Below are 16,934 nucleotides of genomic sequence, written 5' to 3'. Positions count from 1 at the left end.
TTCAGTCCTTCCTATATTAAAATGGCAAATCGTCATCCGATATATCGATCGGTTTCCCATCGTCAGAGAATGGATCTTGGTTGCGTGAGAAATTGCTGTTGCTGCTGCGGTTGCTATTGCTATTGCCGCCCGCGCTGCCTCCACCGAATGGATTATCCTCGCGCTGTCCGCCACCACTGCCACCTTCACGATTAGACTCCAAGAAACGGACATTATCAGCAATGACTTCGGTTACGTATACACGTTTGCCTTCGTTATTCTCGTAATTCCGTACCTGAATGCGTCCTTCAACAGCTGTGAGGCGGCCCTTACGCAAGTAATTCGCGCACGTCTCAGCCAGTTGTCTCCAAGTTACGACCGGAATAAAATCCGCTTCGCGTTCTCCTCCCTGCGATGTGAACGGTCTGTCCACGGCAATCGTGAACTGGGTAACCGCTACGCCAGCTGGCGTATACCGCAGCTCGGGGTCTCTAGTTAGACGTCCGATCAGAATGACACGGTTCAACAATCCAATCCCCTCCTCCGGGCTAATGCTTACAAAGTACTCAGGGTTCAAGCAAGTCCCGAAGACTTCTTGAACATCCTAATATTAGGCTACGTCTTTCGTAATGAGATAACGGATAACCTCATCGGAAATCTTCAGAATCCGCTCGAGCTCAGCAACGACGTCAGGAGTCGCTGTGAAGTTCACTAGGACGTAAATACCGTCACGGATTTTGTTAATCTCATACGCAAGCCGGCGTTTGCCCATTAGGTCGTGCTTTGTAATTTCACCGCCGTTTTGGATGATGCCTTGGAATTTGTCAACTACGGCTTGAACAGCTTCTTGTTCAAGTTCAGGACGAATAATGTACATCACTTCATATTTGCGCATATATGTCACCTCCTCTTGGACTATGGCCCCCATCTTCTTACCCATGGGAGCAAGGAGCGAGCTTCAACTCGCACCAAAATATTATATCAAACCCGCGTAGTCCCTGCAAGTATGAAACCCAAACGAACTCCATACAATAAACCTGCTTCATGCCTTTTATCGCAAATCCCCCATTTTAACCCGAAAGGAGGCCTTACCCATGGGTGAACAAACCGAATTCGAGCCTGGGGACAAAGCGCCCAATCCCGGCATCTACACAGAAGTAGGCGAGGCCCGCAGCTTCCATACGCAAATCAAGAACCCCAAGCGGATCGAATTAAAACGCGGCGAAACATTTCCCGAGACGACCAACAAGGACCGCAAGTGGAAAAAAGCCGAGAAAGCCCGTGTCCACTAGCCTTAATCGCATTTGCCGCAGCTACAGAAATTTTTATTTTGAATCCTGTGCATAAAACAAATATCCCTGCGCATAATAAACTCAGACGGTGATGCAAAGAGAGGTGTGGTTCCGTTGGAGCATCCACGAGTAACACAGCTGTCAGGAGTCTTATTCACTATCCATTAGAAACAAAAGATCGCGAATTGAAAAAGACCCCTCTTTATCACTTCGTTAAAGCCTAGGCGAAGATCAACTGTTTCTTAGTCGTGAGAGAAGAATTCCAATCCGCATCCCGTCTGCAAATGGAGAACCCGTAAGGGTTCTCCTTTGTTTATTTTGGATTTGCTGGGTTTGCCTTAAAAGACAAAAAAACCCCCTACTTGCATAGTAGGAGATTCTTGGATTTATATTATTGAAACTTACTGAGGACTATAATGGCGGAAAGGGTGGGATACCCTCCATTGCATTCCGGGACTGCGACGATTATGCTATCGAAGCTTAAGCTCCGACGCCCCCACTCTCGTGGGTTCTCATCCCGACTAATAATAGTCATTGGACTATAATGGCGGAAAGGGTGGGATTCGAACCCACGCACGCTTTGACACGCCTAGCTGATTTCGAGTCAGCCCCCTTGGGCCTCTTGGGTACCTTTCCACAGTACAATTGAGTATATCATAAAACACCCAACCGATCAAGGGAACCTATGTTCCTATGATCGGTATTATGTGATCAACGAATGCATTGATCTTTTCGTCATTCAACAAATTAAGACTGATTCTGCGTATCCGCGTCCTCTTCCCCAACTGACGCTGCCGAATGAATGACCTTACGCATATTTTTCTCAAATTTTGCTCTTGGAACGAGTACACTGTGTTTGCAGCCCACGCATTTAATCCGAATATCCATACCCATTCGGATGATCTCCATTTCATTGCTGCCGCAAGGATGATTTTTCTTCATCAACACAATATCGCCCAGCCCAAACGATTTACGCTCCATGTGTATTCCTCTCCTACTTCTTCCATAATTAATTTATTTCCAACAGCCATTTGGCGGCTGGTTAAATCCCTGCTCTATGCGTAACGGCTTAGCGCAATTTTATTCGCCCTCTGTCAAAGCTGCTCTTTCCGTTTCCTCTTCTTCCAGCGCTTGCTTAACATAGGTCTTTATCTTTCGCTCCACTTCTTCTCTTGCCGCAGGCAAGCATTCCATCGCAATGCGGATAACAAATTCGCTGGCTGACAGTGACTGGATGCCAAGCACATGCGGCACTTCCGGATGATACGGGTGATCCTCCTTCATTTTTAGCATCGCCTTTTTCAATAAGTCGATACTCTCTTCCAGCTGCTTTGAAGTGCTGAACGGAAAATCAACCACGACCATCGCATTGTTCAACGAATAGTTCGTTACATTGGTGATCATGCCATTTGGAATGATATGCACTTCCCCCGTCCAGCTGACAAGCCGTGTGGAGCGGAGTCCGATCATCTCGACCGTACCTTTGAGGGTACCGGTTTGGATGACATCGCCTACGGCAAACTGATCCTCCAATATGACGAAGAACCCTGTGATCACATCCTTCACCAGGCTCTGGGCGCCAAAACCGATGGCCAGCCCCAGCACCCCGGCTCCGGCAAGCAGCGGCGCAAGCTGGAAGCCGATTTCACCCAGTACGAGCATGACCATAATGAAGTTGCTCGTAATCCAGGTAATGTTTTTAAGCAGCTCACCTACGGTTACGAACCTCCGAGGATTGACCTTTAACCGGCTTTTCTCCCTCTTCTCAAGAGAGCGGTCGATAATCCGATATATGACTTTTATAAATATTCGCGTAAGGATAAAAATGAGAATAATCCGCAGGGCGGAGAACATGACCATTTCCCACATATCGATATTAGTTACCCAGGCCCACAACTTATCCTTCCAGGTTATCGCAGCTTCGAGCGCATCTTTGGGAGAATCGATACCATTATCCGTCTCCATTGTTAGATATGTCATCTGCTCCCTCCTATAATTCGATGTTATCATAACCTGATTCCGCTTGGGAATAGATTCCCCGTATAACTACGTTCTCCTGAATTACAATCTCCTTAACGGCTGACAGGGATTCCTCCGGAAAACGAATCGATAGAGCGCAGCCAGCCGTGATTTCCTTAGGTGTTGGAAACAAGTCAATTTCGATTTCTGCATATTCCAGCAGCATCTCAGCTCGTAATGCTTGCTGCGTTGAATCAAACGCCATCACTAACCATGTGTCCACAGCCTTAGCCCCCTAATATAAGCGATACTTTAGTCGGAGTATAGAAATGCTCTTTTTTCCATATACTATCTATTATTCCTTATAGCAGATATATCGTTCGCCGGCAGCTGTAATGATAACTTCAAGCGGAAAGGAAGATTTCTATGTCTCAGCTAAACCCTTCTTTCTCAGGACAAGAAATTCCCTATTTAAAAATACCCCATAACGAGCCGGGCATACATTCCGCCATTATTCATCGACTGCTGCTACATCTTGCCCAGGTCGAGCCCGGTCAGGAAATCGTTGTGGTTTGCATTGGCACCGACCGCTCCACCGGTGATTGCCTGGGCCCTCTTGTGGGTACTGCCTTGGCCAAATACAACAGCCCATACTTTCACTTATATGGTACATTGGAGGACCCGGTCCATGCCGTGAATCTGAAAGACATTCTCCACCAAATTAATACCACATTTATGGATCCTTATATCATTGGCATTGATGCTTGCCTTGGCCAAACAACTAGCGTAGGCTCGATTCAAGTCGTTCAAGGGCCGCTTCGGCCCGGAGCAGGCGTAAATAAAGAATTACCGCCGGTTGGCGATATCCATCTGACAGGGATCGTCAACGTCGGCGGTTTCATGGAATACTTTGTATTGCAAAATACAAGGCTCAGCCTGGTCATGCGTTTATCTGAAATCATCGCCAGCAGCCTTTATTCAGCCATTAAAGAATGGAACAAAGGGTTTATTCCCCTTGCGCGGCAAGAGCAATAACCTCGAGCTCTTCCGTAGAGAGAGCATGCGGAGATTCCCCTTTAGTCAGCGGTTTGGCATATACATAAGAACCTTCCCGATTATAAATACCGGTAATGACCACTCCATCCTTCTCATCATTGATGAACGCTATGGAGAAGCTCAGGTCATTTCCCCGCTCGGCAAAAGCGTTGTAACGCTTTATGCCGATTTTTGCTTTTTGTTTCGGAACCATTGTTTGTAGCTGCCCGAGTACTTTCTGTTGCTGCTCCTGCGCATCCTCCAGCTTGCCTTGCTGCAGCTTCAAATCGACGAGCAAGCCCTCTAAATTTTCAACGCCCGTGCCTTGCATCATCGTTTCATATTTCCGACGGATCTTGCGAAGCTTGCTGCCTTGAAGCAAATTCCATATGAGCAGCCAAACCACGACGATAACTAATCCAATTACGACCCAAACCAATTGCTCCAGAATGAGCCCATTCCATTCTTGCATGCTTCCTCTCCCCTATGTTCATGTCATTGAGCCGAAATTTCTCGCATGGCTAATACGAATGACTCAACCTCTTCCTCCGTCGTATCAAACCCAACGCTGGCTCTAACCGCCCCACCAGCCGATGTTCCTGCTGTCATATGTCCTAAGGGCGTACAATGATAACCAGCGCGCACAGCTATTCCATATTCTCTATCCAACATAAAAGCAATTTCCGCGGCATCCCTGGCCTCCAGATTAAAGGATACGAGTCCCATACGCGATTCTCCAAGCTTCGGCCCGATCAAAGACATGCCTGGCATCTCTGCCAATTCCTTCATCATACTCTGGATGAGCATCCACTGCCGTTCATAAATTTGTTCTACCCCATATTCAAGCACAGCATGCACGCCCGCAGCCAATCCTGCAATACCGACCGTATTAGCCGTTCCGGCCTCATAGCGATCAGGACGCACGGTAGGTTGTTCGAGCTCCTCCGATTGGCTTCCTGTACCTCCATGCAACAATGGCTCCAGTTCTACCTGGGGAGAAATATATAACCCTCCCGTTCCTTGGGGGCCAAGCAAGCCTTTGTGTCCAGGAAAGGCCAATAAATCAATTTCCATTTCGGCAACATCAATCGGATACGTTCCCGCAGTTTGTGCCGCGTCGACTAGAAAAATAGCCCCATGCTCATGAGCGAGGCGTCCGAGTTCCCGCAGCGGCATAATGCTCCCCAGCAAGTTTGAACCATGTGAACAAACAACCAGTGTTGTCTCCGGTCGGAATGAGCTCTTGACGGCATCCCAATCAAGCTGTCCGAATTCATTTACGGCTACATAATCAACTTGAATTCCGATGGTTCTTTTCAAAAATTCCAACGGCCTTCTAACTGAATTGTGCTCAACCATCGTTGCAATCACATGATCCCCGGGTTTCAGCCAGCCTTTAATCGCCAAATTCAAAGCCGTGGTCGTATTGGAAGTAAATACGATATCATTCGGATTGGAAACATGAAACAACGTTGCCAGCGCTTGTCTAGCATTAAACATAATCCGTCCTGCTTGAAGCGCCATGTTGTGATTTCCCCGTCCGGCACTGGCGGCTTGGCCATTCAAAATTGACATCATGGCTTCCCCTACTGACGGCGGCTTAGGCCAAGACGTCGCCGCATGATCGAAATAAATGACGGATTGCCTTTTCAGCGAACTCGCCTCCTTAGACAAGCTGTGTATGATCTTCATCTATTCACTCAATATTTCCCATAGATCAAAAAATGACATATCCCTCCGCTGCAGAGATTAAGCATCCCTCAGGCAAGACGAATATGTCATTCGCAATGAACCCTGAATTAAGAGAGTAAATCAAGCAATCTTTGCAGATCTTGTTGATTATAATAATTGATTTCTATTTTACCTTTTTCTTTACTCGCTTTGATTTTTACTGTTGTCTTAAATTTTTCTCTTAAGCTACCCTCAACCTCTTCGATGTAAGGATCACGTTTTTGCGATACCGGCTTCTGTTTATCCTTCTTTTTGCGATCCAACTGCTGCACGGCATCCTCAAGTTCTCTTACGCTCCACTCATTATCGATGCATTGCTTGGCAAGATCCTTAATCATTGCCGAATCTTTCAAACCAACCAGAGCCCGGGCATGTCCCATAGATAATGTTCCACGTGAAACATATTCCTTCACTTCCTCCGGCAGGGACAGCAATCTTAGGAAGTTTGCAATGTGGGAACGGGATTTCCCAACCTTCATCGATAGCTCTTCTTGCGTTAGCTGGAATTGATCCATCAACCCTTGATAAGCTACTGCTACTTCCATCGCGTTTAAATTTTCACGCTGCAAGTTCTCTATTAAGGCAATCTCCATAACCTGTTGATCGGAGAAAGATCGTACTACAGCCGGAATGGTTTCATTTCCACAATACTGGGAAGCCCGAAATCTCCGCTCACCGGCAATGATTTCATAACCCTTCAACACGCTGCGTACAATGATTGGCTGAATAACGCCATGCTGGCGAATCGACTCAGCCAACTCACGAATAGCATCCTCGTCAAAAGTCTTACGTGGTTGATACGGGTTGGCACGGAGCTGATTCAGTGGTATATCTACCACCTTATCATCCTCTTGAATGGAGAGCGATGGTATCAGCGCATCCAAACCTTTCCCCAATCGTTTACTCATAAGAGACCACTTCCTTTGCCAACTCTAAATATACTTCCGCTCCCTTGGATCGGGGATCGTACGTTATAATCGATTGACCGTGCGATGGTGCTTCACTTAAGCGAACATTGCGTGGAATAACTGTTTTGTAAACTTTTTGCTGAAAATATTTTTTTACCTCTTCAATTACCTGAATCCCCAAATTGGTACGGGCATCAAACATCGTAAGCAGAACACCCTCAATTTGTAGAGACGTATTTAAATGCTTCTGAACTAGACGAACCGTATTCAGAAGCTGACTCAAACCCTCAAGCGCATAATATTCGCATTGAATAGGAATCAATACGGAATCAGCCGCCGTAAGCGAGTTGATGGTCAAAATACCAAGCGATGGCGGGCAATCAATAAGAACATAATCGTACATATGCTTGACTTGCTGAATCGACTTCTTAAGCCGAACCTCACGTGAGATCGTAGGCACAAGTTCAATTTCCGCCCCTGCCAGCTGAATGGTAGCAGGAATGATATCCAACCCCTCGACTTCCGTCGAAACGATGGCTTCCTTTGGATTGACTTCATTAATAAGCACATCATAAATACAATTGGCAACGTCAGCTTTATTGATTCCGACACCGCTTGTTGTATTCCCCTGTGGGTCAATATCTATGAGCAGCACTTTTTTACCGATCGCAGCAAGTCCTGCCCCGAGGTTCACGGAAGTCGTCGTTTTACCGACTCCTCCCTTTTGGTTAGCAATGGCAATGATTTTAGACAATCTATTTCACCTCAGTATCCGTTAAAAATCTTCTTGTAGTGTATTTCTAGGCAGTTACAACTAAGCTGAAGCTACAAAAAGACAACAAAGTCATCCTATTCATGCACACTCTGCATGAATGATCATTCCCGCTAGCTGCGTGTTCGGTTAGATGGAAATGACCTTAGAAGACTCAAGCCATTTTGCCGAAAAAGAAGCTGACCTCTTAACCTCGCGGTTATGGTCAGCGAGCATCACACATCATCTTTTAGGAATTTGAATCACGATTTCATAGTGATCTTCATGGTCTTTCTCCGAAGTCTTGATCTGCATTCCCGATCCAGATACCATATCAATCGATTGGCGGATCGTATTCAGAGCCAGCCGGACATCCTTCGAGAACGAAATTCGTCTTGGCGACTTCTTATTCTTGGCAACCTCTTTATAAAAGGCTATCCGGGCTTCGGTCTGTTTCACATTCAATTCTTTGCTGATGATTTCATCCAGAACTTTTAATTGTAGTTCCTCGGTATCGAGGGACAGCAACGCTCGTGCGTGGCGCTCCGTAACTTTGCGTTCCATAAGCGCAACCTTTACTTGTTCCGGCAATTGAAGCAGCCTAATTTTGTTGGCAATCGTCGATTGACTTTTCCCCAGCCGTTGAGCCAAGCTCTCTTGGGTTAGCTGATGCAGATCAATCAAGTTCTGATAGGCCAGAGCTTCTTCGATTGAAGTAAGCCCTTCCCGCTGCAGATTCTCAATCAAAGCAATTGAAGCGGCTTGAGAGTCATTGAAGTCCCGCAAAATAGCTGGGATCGTCTCGTAGCCTAACTTCATGACTGCGCGCCAGCGTCTCTCCCCTGCGATCAGTTCGTATTTATCATTTCGATAACGAACTACGATAGGTTGAATAACCCCATGCGTCTTGATCGTTTGGCACAGCTCTTCGATTTTCTCATCGTCAAAAATAGTTCGGGGTTGGTATGGACTACTTACGATTTCACCAACTGGAATTTGTTTCACTTCATCCCCGGTGCTTCGTTCGGTAAAACCAAACAATTTCGAAAATTGTTCTTTCATTCCGTAAATTACCACCTAATTTGATAGTGTCATAAGGCATAACCTTATGGGCTGCATTTCCTTGCTTAAGAAGACAAACCGCAAATAGCGATTGTGTTCCTTTTGATCATAGAGAGTTCAGCATAGCTGATAAGCATTTAATTCTATAATCTAAAATAAAGGGAAAGCTGCACAGTAAACGGAGAAAAACGTCTATTGACGTACTCTCTAAGAAGACAGAACCGCAAGTAGCGGTAATTTTCTTCTTGAAATAGTCCCACCGAGAAAATCGATCACCTATGTATACCTTCGAGGTGAATCATCTCATAGCTGGTTGTATTTCAAGATGAATTCCCGAGCAACATTCTCAAAAAATTCATTCCATAATAAATGTACAGAATGATGCTTGATCGTAGAATTCAACTACATCGGGCAAATGATGATCGATATATCTATTCTACCACTTTTTTCTCTATAATCCTATTCTCTTATTCAGCATTTTTTTCAGTCTTCCTGACATGATTAAAAGATCCCCCAGCATGTATTGTTTCACGTGGAACAATATGCTGGAAGGATCAATTTTACTAGATAAAATGGTCGAATATATTAAACAATCGGTGATTTTAAAGGTGTGCCTGCTTTTCGAGGATACGCCTTTGGCGTAGCGGCAGTTTTCTTGACAATAATAATATGGCGGTCAGAGTCTTCCATCGGCAAGGTGAAGTGGTGATTACCAAAAAGCTTGCCATTAAGCACTTTCATGCTTCGCGCTGCTTCTTCCACCTCTTCTCGAGGATCGCTCCCTTTCATGGCCGCAAAAAGGCCGCCAACTTTAACGAATGGAAGGCAGAACTCATTTAATACAGCCATCCGCGCAACAGCGCGAGCCGTAACTAAATCGAATTGATCGCGGTATTGCGGCTTACGTGCAATATCCTCGGCCCGGCCATGGATCAGCTCCACACCGTCCAGCGAAAGCTGATCTACGATATTTTGCAAAAACTGAATTCGCTTATTCAACGAGTCGACGATGGTCAGCCTCAAATGAGGGAAGCATATCTTCAGAGGAATACCTGGAAATCCCGCTCCAGAGCCGATGTCCGCCAAAGATTGAATATCCTTCATATCCACATGAAATGCCAAGGATATCGAATCGTAAAAATGCTTCACGTATACCTGTTCACGTTCAGTAATCCCCGTTAGATTCATTTTTTCATTCCAGGAGACCAATTCCTTAAAATATGTTTCAAACTGGGTCAACTGCTCCGCATTCACCTCGATCCCATGATCGCGGAGCATGGATTGAAATTCAGACTGTACTTGATCCAATCACTTATCCTCCTGCAGCGGTAACCCGATTATAATGTTCCAAATAGACGAGCAAAATGGAAATGTCGGCTGGCGATACTCCGGAAATTCGTGAGGCTTGCCCGATGGAAAGCGGACGAATCTTAGCCAGCTTTTGGCGCGCTTCGATGGCCAAACCTTGAATATCCTCATACTTGATGTTTTCAGGGAGTTTCTTCTTTTCCATTTTTTTCAATTTTTCGACATGAAGCAGCTGTTTCTCGATGTATCCGGCATACTTCACTTGAATCTCAGCCTGCTCCCTCATCTCCTCATCCAAGTCGACCTCGGAAGGAGAGAATTGATGGATCAGCTCATAGGTCACCTCCGGACGACGCAAAATCGCCAGCAAATTGCTGCCATCCTGAATCGGTGCCGAACCGATCGATTCCAATAGAGGATTGATATCTGCAGGGCGTACTTTGGTCGTCCGTAGACGCTCTACTTCTTGCTCTACCTTCTCCTTCTTGTCAAGGAATGCCTCATAGCGCTCCGGTGAGATCAGGCCGATATCATAGCCGATTTGAGTCAATCTCAAGTCCGCATTATCGTGGCGAAGCAGGAGACGGTATTCTGCACGCGAGGTAAGCAGACGATACGGCTCATTGGTGCCTTTAGTCACCAAGTCGTCAATCAGCACCCCGATGTAACCTTGGGAGCGATCCAGCACGATGCCTTCCTTGCCCTGGACCTTGCGAGCGGCGTTGATTCCCGCCATTACCCCCTGAGCTGAGGCCTCTTCATAACCTGATGTCCCGTTAATTTGTCCTGCTGTAAACAGGCCTGGGAGCTGCTTCGTCTCCATCGTCGGCCACAGCTGCGTCGGAACGATGACATCGTATTCGATGGCATAGCCATTTCGCATGATTTTGGCGTTCTGCAGCCCTGGAACCGAGCGGACGATTTGCTCCTGTACTTCTTCCGGCATACTCGTTGACAGACCTTGAACATAATACTCCGCTGTATTTTTGCCTTCCGGCTCAAGAAATACCTGATGCTGCGGCTTATCGGCAAATCGAACGATTTTGTCCTCGATGGACGGACAATACCGGGCTCCCGTTCCTTCAATAATCCCTGAGAACATTGGCGCGCGATGCAAATTGGCATTGATGATTTCATGCGTCTCAGGCGAAGTATAAGTCAGCCAGCATGGCATTTGCTCATTATCCGAGCTTTTCGTTTCATACGAGAAAAACTTAGGATTGTCATCCCCCGGCTGAATTTCCGTCTGCGAAAAATCAATCGAATCGCGATGAACGCGCGGCGGCGTTCCCGTCTTGAAGCGAACCAGCTCGAAGCCTAGCTTCTTCAAACTATGAGACAACGTTACTGCTGGCTGCTGATTGTTCGGCCCGCTCTCATAAGCCAGTTCACCCATGATGATTTTACCGCGCAAGTAAGTTCCCGTCGTCAATACGACCGCCTTGCTGCGGTATCTCGCACCAGATAGGGTGATGACGCCCATGCATTTGCCATCCTCCACGATTAAATCCTCAACCATGCCTTGGCGCAGCGTCAAGTTATCCTGCTTCTCCAACGTCTCTTTCATCGTATGCTGGTACAGCACCTTGTCCGCCTGCGCGCGAAGCGCGTGAACAGCGGGACCTTTTCCCGTATTCAGCATCCGCATTTGGATGAATGTTTTATCGATATTACGGCCCATTTCCCCGCCGATTGCATCCACTTCTCTTACAACGTGGCCTTTGGCCGGCCCACCGATGGAAGGGTTGCATGGCATGAATGCCACCATATCCAGGTTAATCGTCACCAGCAATGTTCTACAGCCCATACGTGCTGCGGCCAAGGCAGATTCACTGCCGGCATGTCCAGCACCAACGACGATAACGTCGTATTCTGCTGCCTCAAATCCCATCCTAAAACCCCCTTTGAAATCCATAATTATATAGTAGAGAAACGTCATATTCATTAAAAATTTAACTACTTAAAACGTTCTTTTTCATCATACCATGAATGAACGCCGTCCATACGTACGTGATCTTATTTTCCGAGACAAAATTGGGAGAAAATCTGATCAATCAGCGCATCCGGTGCAGCATCGCCGATCACCTCGCCCAACTGCTCCCAGGCCAGCCGCACATCGATTTGCAGAATATCAATCGGGATGCCGGTATCGGCTGCCTCGTAAGCATCCGCGAGCGATTGCTTCGCCTTGTTCAGCAGCGCAATATGGCGCACATTGCTCACGTAGGTCAAATCCCCCGACTCCAGCTTGCCGCCAAAAAACAGCTTGGAAATCGCATCCTCTAGATGACTGAGGCCCTCCTCCGTCTTCACAGACAACTCTACGATCGCTTCCTCCGGGAAGTAACGGCTTACTACCTCTCTGTTCAACTGCGAAGGCAAATCGATTTTGTTAATTAACACGATCGTCTGCCTTCCTCTAAGCTGCTCCATCAGATGAATCTCGTCCTCGTGCAGCAGCTCAGCGTTGTTCAGCACAAGCAGAATCAAATCCGCTTCATGCACCGCAGCCCGCGAACGCTCCACCCCAATTTGCTCAACAACGTCAATCGTTTCACGGATGCCTGCCGTATCCAGCAGCTTTAGCGGAATATTGTTAATCGTCACGTACTCCTCAATCACGTCCCGGGTAGTCCCCGGAATATCGGTCACGATCGCCTTATTCTCTCTCGCCAATGCATTCAGCAGAGATGATTTACCTACATTGGGCCGTCCGACAATTGCTGTCGTAATGCCTTCCCGTAAAATTTTTCCCTGGTTGGCCGTCTTCAGCAACTGATCGATGCCCTCCGTCACTTCCGCGCATTTCGTCTTAATAAACTGCGTTGTCATCGACTCCACATCATGTTCCGGATAATCGATATTAACCTCAATATGCGCCAGCGTCTCTACCAATGTATGGCGCAGCGCCGTAATCTTCCGCGACAGATCGCCTTCCACTTGTTTAAGAGCAACCGAAAACGCCCGATCCGACTTCGAGCGGATCAAGTCGATTACCGCCTCCGCCTGCGACAAGTCAATCCGCCCATTCAAGAACGCCCGTTTCGTGAACTCTCCCGGCTCGGCTAGGCGGATATTCGGCTGCAGCAAAAGCAAGTCCATCACACGCTTTACGGAAATAATCCCGCCATGTGTGCTGATCTCCACAACATCCTCCGTCGTGAACGAGCGAGGCGCCCTGAACACCGAGACCAGCACCTCTTCCAGCTTCTCCTGCGTCTTGGGATTAATAATAAAGCCATAATGAACGGTATGGCTTTCAACCTCAGTCAGCGGCTTCTTGGAGCGAAACAATGCTCCCACTTCAGCAATCGCCTCCGGACCGCTAACCCGGATTACCGCAATCCCACTTTCACCCACTGCCGTCGATATGGCGGCAATTGTGTCGCTCAACATGGTTCATTCACCTCATGATTTATAAAATAAATTTTGCTTGCCTTAAATAGGCTCGAGCTAAAACCCGTGGTGAAAACATTAGCCGCGCCGCATTCCGTTTGATCCTTCGATCGCTGTTGTCGCCAGATTATGATGATCTGATAAATTCGTAAGAGGTTATAATCCGCCGACAAAGGCGACCGCTACCGCTTCTCCGAATTCAAACGGCCTGCTCTGCTACTCTTTTCACCTACCACATTCAAACACTATAATTCCCGCACAAACCCAAGCGCATCCCGAATGGATAGCGACTTCTTGCACGCACTGCCCACACACACCACCAACCCCACTCCCACGCCCGCTGGAGCGCCTCAAGTAGAGCGTGCCCGTTAGGGCGAAAGCGAATCCCTCCACCATCGCCAACTCAGGTGCGTCGACAGCAGTAGTGTCTGCAGCGTGTTTCCAGGTTGCCCGGGAGATCCAAAAGTAAGACGTACCCGAAGGGGGAAAAGCGTGCCTCGCACCAAAAGTAGCGCGCATCCCCGAGGGGACAGCGGGCAGGAGCGCCTCTGTAACTCCCACGTTACTCCAGTTAGCGGGAGTCCCGAGGGCTGCAAGCCCTGGGGGCCCTCCCTTACGGTAAGGGAGGGTTTGGGTGGGATGAGACAAAAACAAGACGCAATGACATTTGCCGAAACAACGTCATTGCGTCCCCATTCATTTGCTCTGCTTCAGGGCGATCACCACACGCCGGTTAGGCTCCTCACCTTTACTGTAAGTCTTAACCTCCGAATGGTCCTGAAGTTTGGAATGAATCACTTTGCGCTCTTGCGGCGACATCGGTTCAAGCGCTAGTTCCTTCCGGGTGCGAACCACCCGGCCAGCAAGCCTGACGGCCAAATCCTCGAGCGTCTTTCTCCGGCGTTCCCGGAAATTCTCCGCATCAAGCACGATACGAATGAAGCTATCGGAATAACGGTTAGCGATAATATTCGCCAAATATTGCAGGGCATCGAGGGTTTGTCCTCTCCGCCCGATCAGTAAACCCAATTCACTGCCGGAAATGTTCAATATGGTATTATCCTTCTTGTGCTCAATTTCGACAGTTACCTGAAGACCCATATTTTCGCCGACGTCTCGAACAAATGACGCCGCCTCCTCGTAAGGATCCCGTTCATCGCTAACCTCATCCTCTAGAGCAGCTACAGGAACAGTATGGCTCGAACGGCTTCCTTGAAGCGGTTCTGAAACGGTCTCCTCCAGCAAGGTCAATTCTACCTTGGCTTCCTTGACACCGATCAGTCCCAGGAATCCTTTTGACGGCTGCTCCAACACATTCACGGCGACTTTATCCTCGGTAGTGCCGAGCTTGGCCAATCCTTGTTTTACAGCATCTTCAACGGTTTTTCCCGACGTCACAATTTTATTCATTTCGACTTTTTGGCCTCCTTGGCTCCTTTGCCGGGATGACCGGCTTTCAAATTGGAACCGCCCTTTTTCGACTTCGTTCCGCCGCCACCATTATCTGCTGCAGCAACGACAGGGTCTTTCTTGCGATAAATGAAATAGTTTTGCGCAATCGTATATAGGTTACTGTATACCCAGTACAGAGGGAGTGCCGCAGGGAAGTTGTAAGCCATGATGAAAATCAGCACAGGGTAGACCAACATCATGAACTGCATCGGTCCTTGCATGCCCGACGGATTCATACTCGACATCATTTTCGTTTGGATATATGTCGTTAATGCAGCAATGACAGGCAAAATAAACAATTTATCCGGTTCCCCGAGCTGCAACCACAAGAATGAATGTGTGGAAATCGCCGAGTTATTGTAAATCGAATTATACAGCGCAATGAATACCGGCATTTGAATCAATAAAGGGAAACAGCCGGCCATCGGATTGACTTTATGCTCCTGAAACAGCTTCATCGTCTCTTGCTGCTGCAATTCTGGATTATCTTTATACTTTTCCTTAATCTTCGTCAATTCAGGCTGAATGGCTTGCATCGCTTTCGAGCTCTTGACCTGTTTGAGCGTCAGCGGCAAAATCAGCGTACGTACAATAATGGTAAGAACGAGAATCGCGAACCCGTATTCCCCGCCAAACCAATCCGCAAACGTATCCAAAGCAAGCGAGAAGTAATAAACGACATTCGCCGTCCACCAAGAACCGCTGTTACGCATATTTTCAGTTGTCGTAGCATTATTCGCAACTTGTCCGCAACCGGCAAGCACGACAACCAGACCGATCGCTAAAATGAGGAGAAGCCATTTGCTTCTGTTCTTCTTAAAACGCGACACTTCAAAACCCCTCTCTTAACCTATCCATTCATCGTAAATCATAACATATTTAAAAGGACAAATAAACAAGCATCCCTACGGTCTGAAAGGCTTGAGCAACGAGGCTTTACGCAGAGCATGAAGCACGCTTTTCTCCAGTTCCTGATACTCCATTCCGACAGCGCCTTTCCGCACGATGAAAATAATGTCCACATGATCCCTAATCTTTGATTCATGCAGCCTAACGATTTCTTTAATCAACCGGCGCATCCGATTGCGGACGACTGCATTCCCGATCTTCTTACTGGCCGAGACGCCAAGCCGAAATCGTTCAATATCCGGTTTGTTCGACCAATAGACAACAAGCTGGCGGTTCGCAAAAGACTTCCCAAACCGGTACACTCGGCTGAAATCAGCCCGGTTCCTTAATCGTAGCTTCTTATGCACGACAATCTCCTTGCTTCGAACCCCGCGTCTCCTCAGGACGATGCAGGGCTTCACTTTCTTTGTATTATAAACCAACACCAAAAACGGTAAACCTCATTTTGAAATAGGTGTCCCGTTCCATAAATAAACCATATTCCTAACTCCTGCTTACGTGAAAATCATAACGTTCATCGCTATACGAATGGATACCGAGGAAAATCCCAGCCCGGCCATTGCAACAACAGAAGCAACAAAAATAACCCCGCAGCAACAAGAGCGCTTCGAAATCACTTCCGGCAAATATCATGCGGTACCACAACCGAAGGACGGAAACGAAAAAGCGGAACGTTCACTGCAGGGAGCCTTAACCAGCAATATATTTCACCATATAATCTCTTCAGCAATTCAGCGCATACAAATTTTAAAAAAAGACCACCGTAGTGGTCTTTACGCTGTCATTACGCACTGAGGACTTTTCTGCCTTTTTGACGACGAGCAGCCAAAACTTTACGGCCATTTTTCGTGCTCATTCTCTTACGGAAACCATGAACCTTTTTACGTTTGCTCACATTCGGTTTGAAAGTCGGTTTCATTTATCGCACCCCCTTACAGGACTAACTTCTATATTCACCATTTTCATTATCCACAGAAAATGCCTTTTTTCATTTAACCACAAAACCTTGAAGAAAGTCAACCGGGCCCGGCATTTCTTTTTTATCCTCTTTTTCTGAACCGGATTTTAAATTATACACAATCCCCAAGCAAAAAAATGAGTATTCTTTGTCCACAAGTTCATTTCTTGATTCGACCGAATAATAGTTATGCA

Annotated in this window: 20 protein-coding genes and 1 tRNA gene; 3 read left to right on the top strand and 18 right to left on the bottom strand. The window is 47.2% G+C overall.

The annotated features are described in order from the left end of the window. Window positions 1-16: 16 nt before the first annotated feature. Both ssb and rpsF read right to left on the bottom strand, forming a co-directional pair. Window positions 17-508, bottom strand: coding sequence for a single-stranded DNA-binding protein (ssb, locus tag ACYUJT_RS14505; protein WP_460323391.1), 492 nt, complete (start codon window positions 506-508; stop codon window positions 17-19). Between the two features lie 81 nt (window positions 509-589). Beyond that, window positions 590-874: a 30S ribosomal protein S6 gene (gene rpsF, locus ACYUJT_RS14500; protein WP_155613261.1), complete on the bottom strand. Its 285-nt coding sequence runs from the start codon at window positions 872-874 to the stop codon at window positions 590-592. Between the two features lie 199 nt (window positions 875-1,073). On the opposite strand from rpsF, the gene ACYUJT_RS14495 reads away from it, so the two are divergent. Then, window positions 1,074-1,271 carry a YjzC family protein gene (locus ACYUJT_RS14495; protein ID WP_110930602.1) on the top strand — a complete coding sequence of 66 codons (198 nt, stop codon included), beginning with the start codon at window positions 1,074-1,076 and terminating at the stop codon, window positions 1,269-1,271. Window positions 1,272-1,816: 545 nt separating this feature from the next. Here the strand turns inward: ACYUJT_RS14495 and ACYUJT_RS14490 are convergent. From ACYUJT_RS14490 to ACYUJT_RS14475, 4 genes are all read right to left on the bottom strand, one after another. Then, window positions 1,817-1,907: transfer RNA gene (locus ACYUJT_RS14490), tRNA-Ser, on the bottom strand. A gap of 111 nt (window positions 1,908-2,018) precedes the next feature. Next, complete coding sequence (locus ACYUJT_RS14485) at window positions 2,019-2,252, bottom strand: DUF951 domain-containing protein (protein ID WP_460323388.1); 234 nt, start codon at window positions 2,250-2,252, stop codon at window positions 2,019-2,021. Window positions 2,253-2,351: 99 nt separating this feature from the next. Beyond that, window positions 2,352-3,251, bottom strand: a complete 900-nt coding sequence (locus ACYUJT_RS14480; RefSeq protein WP_460323386.1) for a mechanosensitive ion channel family protein — start codon at window positions 3,249-3,251, stop codon at window positions 2,352-2,354. Window positions 3,252-3,261: 10 nt separating this feature from the next. After that, a complete protein-coding gene (locus ACYUJT_RS14475) occupies window positions 3,262-3,495 on the bottom strand; it encodes a DUF3343 domain-containing protein (RefSeq protein ID WP_460324177.1) in 234 nt (77 codons plus the stop codon). Between the two features lie 161 nt (window positions 3,496-3,656). On the opposite strand from ACYUJT_RS14475, the gene yyaC reads away from it, so the two are divergent. Further along, window positions 3,657-4,265 carry a spore protease YyaC gene (gene yyaC / locus ACYUJT_RS14470; protein WP_460323384.1) on the top strand — a complete coding sequence of 203 codons (609 nt, stop codon included), beginning with the start codon at window positions 3,657-3,659 and terminating at the stop codon, window positions 4,263-4,265. On the opposite strand, the gene ACYUJT_RS14465 is transcribed toward yyaC, so the two are convergent. The 11 genes from ACYUJT_RS14465 to rnpA form a co-directional block, all read right to left on the bottom strand. Beyond that, a complete protein-coding gene (locus ACYUJT_RS14465; RefSeq protein ID WP_460323382.1) occupies window positions 4,237-4,737 on the bottom strand; it encodes a DUF4446 family protein in 501 nt (166 codons plus the stop codon). The genes yyaC and ACYUJT_RS14465 overlap by 29 nt on opposite strands. 23 nt (window positions 4,738-4,760) lie before the next feature. Continuing rightward, window positions 4,761-5,939, bottom strand: coding sequence for an aminotransferase class V-fold PLP-dependent enzyme (locus ACYUJT_RS14460; RefSeq protein WP_460323380.1), 1,179 nt, complete (start codon window positions 5,937-5,939; stop codon window positions 4,761-4,763). 125 nt (window positions 5,940-6,064) lie between these two features. After that, window positions 6,065-6,904, bottom strand: coding sequence for a ParB/RepB/Spo0J family partition protein (locus ACYUJT_RS14455; protein WP_460323378.1), 840 nt, complete (start codon window positions 6,902-6,904; stop codon window positions 6,065-6,067). Further along, entirely contained in the window at window positions 6,897-7,658 is a 762-nt protein-coding gene (locus tag ACYUJT_RS14450) for a ParA family protein (protein WP_155613253.1), read from the bottom strand. Before ACYUJT_RS14450 ends, ACYUJT_RS14455 begins: the two co-directional genes overlap by 8 nt. Window positions 7,659-7,898: 240 nt before the next feature. Beyond that, window positions 7,899-8,717, bottom strand: coding sequence for a nucleoid occlusion protein (gene noc / locus ACYUJT_RS14445; RefSeq protein WP_460323376.1), 819 nt, complete (start codon window positions 8,715-8,717; stop codon window positions 7,899-7,901). Window positions 8,718-9,302: 585 nt separating this feature from the next. Then, window positions 9,303-10,025, bottom strand: coding sequence for a 16S rRNA (guanine(527)-N(7))-methyltransferase RsmG (gene rsmG, locus ACYUJT_RS14440; protein ID WP_460323374.1), 723 nt, complete (start codon window positions 10,023-10,025; stop codon window positions 9,303-9,305). A 4-nt stretch (window positions 10,026-10,029) separates the two neighbouring features. Further along, window positions 10,030-11,916, bottom strand: coding sequence for a tRNA uridine-5-carboxymethylaminomethyl(34) synthesis enzyme MnmG (mnmG, locus tag ACYUJT_RS14435; protein ID WP_460323372.1), 1,887 nt, complete (start codon window positions 11,914-11,916; stop codon window positions 10,030-10,032). 125 nt (window positions 11,917-12,041) lie between these two features. Then, window positions 12,042-13,421, bottom strand: coding sequence for a tRNA uridine-5-carboxymethylaminomethyl(34) synthesis GTPase MnmE (mnmE, locus tag ACYUJT_RS14430; protein WP_460323370.1), 1,380 nt, complete (start codon window positions 13,419-13,421; stop codon window positions 12,042-12,044). A 696-nt stretch (window positions 13,422-14,117) separates the two neighbouring features. Further along, a complete protein-coding gene (gene jag / locus ACYUJT_RS14425) occupies window positions 14,118-14,831 on the bottom strand; it encodes an RNA-binding cell elongation regulator Jag/EloR (protein ID WP_460323368.1) in 714 nt (237 codons plus the stop codon). Further along, window positions 14,828-15,703, bottom strand: coding sequence for a YidC/Oxa1 family membrane protein insertase (locus ACYUJT_RS14420; protein WP_460323366.1), 876 nt, complete (start codon window positions 15,701-15,703; stop codon window positions 14,828-14,830). The genes jag and ACYUJT_RS14420 overlap by 4 nt, the downstream gene beginning before the upstream one ends. Before the next feature lie 75 nt (window positions 15,704-15,778). Beyond that, window positions 15,779-16,129, bottom strand: a complete 351-nt coding sequence (gene rnpA, locus ACYUJT_RS14415) for a ribonuclease P protein component (protein ID WP_460323364.1) — start codon at window positions 16,127-16,129, stop codon at window positions 15,779-15,781. A gap of 181 nt (window positions 16,130-16,310) precedes the next feature. Here rnpA and ACYUJT_RS14410 point away from each other — a divergent pair, with 181 nt between their 5' ends. Next, window positions 16,311-16,577, top strand: coding sequence for a hypothetical protein (locus ACYUJT_RS14410; RefSeq protein ID WP_460323362.1), 267 nt, complete (start codon window positions 16,311-16,313; stop codon window positions 16,575-16,577). On the opposite strand, the gene rpmH is transcribed toward ACYUJT_RS14410, so the two are convergent. Next, complete coding sequence (gene rpmH, locus ACYUJT_RS14405) at window positions 16,567-16,701, bottom strand: 50S ribosomal protein L34 (protein ID WP_040735642.1); 135 nt, start codon at window positions 16,699-16,701, stop codon at window positions 16,567-16,569. The genes ACYUJT_RS14410 and rpmH overlap by 11 nt on opposite strands. Between the last annotated feature and the right edge of the window lie 233 nt (window positions 16,702-16,934).

Source organism: Paenibacillus sp. YSY-4.3 (assembly GCF_054767475.1).
Note: the sequence above shows the minus strand (reverse complement) of the source record. Positions and strands in the feature narration are given on the sequence as shown.

Excerpts from the sequence above, each read along its gene's own strand:
- rpsF (WP_155613261.1), bottom strand. The coding sequence starts at position 874 with ATGCGCAAATATGAAGTGATGTACATTATTCGTCCTGAACTTGAACAA.
- rpmH (WP_040735642.1), bottom strand. The coding sequence starts at position 16,701 with ATGAAACCGACTTTCAAACCGAATGTGAGCAAACGTAAAAAGGTTCAT.
- mnmG (WP_460323372.1), bottom strand. The coding sequence starts at position 11,916 with ATGGGATTTGAGGCAGCAGAATACGACGTTATCGTCGTTGGTGCTGGA.
- ACYUJT_RS14495 (WP_110930602.1), top strand. The coding sequence starts at position 1,074 with ATGGGTGAACAAACCGAATTCGAGCCTGGGGACAAAGCGCCCAATCCC.
- ACYUJT_RS14410 (WP_460323362.1), top strand. The coding sequence starts at position 16,311 with ATGGATACCGAGGAAAATCCCAGCCCGGCCATTGCAACAACAGAAGCA.
- yyaC (WP_460323384.1), top strand. The coding sequence starts at position 3,657 with ATGTCTCAGCTAAACCCTTCTTTCTCAGGACAAGAAATTCCCTATTTA.
- noc (WP_460323376.1), bottom strand. The coding sequence starts at position 8,717 with ATGAAAGAACAATTTTCGAAATTGTTTGGTTTTACCGAACGAAGCACC.
- ACYUJT_RS14480 (WP_460323386.1), bottom strand. The coding sequence starts at position 3,251 with ATGACATATCTAACAATGGAGACGGATAATGGTATCGATTCTCCCAAA.
- mnmE (WP_460323370.1), bottom strand. The coding sequence starts at position 13,421 with ATGTTGAGCGACACAATTGCCGCCATATCGACGGCAGTGGGTGAAAGT.
- jag (WP_460323368.1), bottom strand. The coding sequence starts at position 14,831 with ATGAATAAAATTGTGACGTCGGGAAAAACCGTTGAAGATGCTGTAAAA.
- ACYUJT_RS14475 (WP_460324177.1), bottom strand. The coding sequence starts at position 3,495 with ATGGCGTTTGATTCAACGCAGCAAGCATTACGAGCTGAGATGCTGCTG.
- ACYUJT_RS14455 (WP_460323378.1), bottom strand. The coding sequence starts at position 6,904 with ATGAGTAAACGATTGGGGAAAGGTTTGGATGCGCTGATACCATCGCTC.
- ACYUJT_RS14485 (WP_460323388.1), bottom strand. The coding sequence starts at position 2,252 with ATGGAGCGTAAATCGTTTGGGCTGGGCGATATTGTGTTGATGAAGAAA.
- ACYUJT_RS14465 (WP_460323382.1), bottom strand. The coding sequence starts at position 4,737 with ATGCAAGAATGGAATGGGCTCATTCTGGAGCAATTGGTTTGGGTCGTA.